General features: G+C 62.3%; 2 protein-coding genes. Both read left to right on the plus strand.

The features are described 5' to 3' along the window. Nucleotides 1–288, plus strand: a 288-nt coding sequence (locus V6C16_RS13905) for a dUTP diphosphatase (RefSeq protein WP_442886242.1), incomplete at its 5' end; no start/stop codon positions are given. Between the two features lie 62 nt (nt 289–350). After that, nucleotides 351–1,126: aminotransferase class III-fold pyridoxal phosphate-dependent enzyme (locus V6C16_RS13910; protein ID WP_333543513.1), on the plus strand; the 776-nt coding region annotated here is incomplete at its 3' end.

A 1,126-nucleotide genomic window follows, 5' to 3' on the forward strand; every position in this document is an offset into this window, starting at 1 on the left:
GTACAGCCACAGGCCGCAGGCCTGGCGGGCTTTGTCTACTCCCGTAGCGGCCTTGGCGCGCGTGACGGTCTGACCGTGGCCCAGGGCGTAGGGGTTATTGACCCCGACTATACCGGAGAAATCCTGGTGGTTCTTCTGAACACTTCCGGGCAGGAACGCCGCATCGCCAATGGCGAGCGCGTGGCCCAACTCATCTTTCAGCCCTTTATACGCCCCCGCTGGCGCGAAGTGGAGGAACTGGCCCCCACCAAGCGTGGTTCCGGCGGCTTCGGGCACACCGGGCGCTGACAGTGCCGCGCCCTGCGGCGCTTCCAAACCAACCTCTGTTTATCGAGAAAAGGAGTCCGTCCATGTCGCAAGCCTTTGCTGCCGTCAAAGCCGGGGAAGAAAGCCTGCTCTGCCGTTCTTACAGCCGCTATCCCGTGGCCGTGGTCCGAGGCAAGGGCGCGCGATTGTGGGATGTGGACGGCAAGGAATATGTTGACCTGCTGGCGGGCATTGCCGTTACCACCCTCGGGCATTGCAACCATGAGGTAAACGCCGCTCTGGCCGCTCAGGCCGAAAAACTCTGGCATGTAAGCAATCTCTTCTACCAGGAAGAGCAGCTTGAGCTGGCGCGGCTGCTTTTGTCCACCAGCCATCACAACAAGGCTTTTTTTTGCAATTCCGGGGCCGAAGCCAACGAGGCATGCATCAAACTGGCCCGGCGCTATATGCGCAAGGTCAAACAGCGCGATGCCTATGAAATCATCACCCTCAACGGCTGCTTCCACGGGCGCACGCTGGGGGCGCTTGCCGCCACAGGGCGCGAAAACCTCAGCGACGGCTTCACGCCCCTGCCCGAAGGCTTCAAGCAGGTTCCGGCCAATGATCTGGACGCCATAAGCGCGACCATCACCCCCGCAACAGCCGCTGTTCTGGTGGAAGTGGTGCAGGGCGAAGGCGGCGTTGTTCCCTTGGCCGGCGACTACTTGCGGCAGCTTGAGGCCCTGTGCCGCCGGCGCGGCGTGCTCTTCATGTGCGATGAAGTTCAGGCGGGACTTGGCCGTACAGGTACATTCTGGGCCTTCCAGAACCACGGGCTTACGCCCGACGCCATCAGTGTTGCCAAGGCCCTGGCCAACGG

This window comes from Desulfovibrio sp. 1188_IL3213 (assembly GCF_036763145.1).
GTDB lineage: Bacteria > Desulfobacterota > Desulfovibrionia > Desulfovibrionales > Desulfovibrionaceae > Desulfovibrio.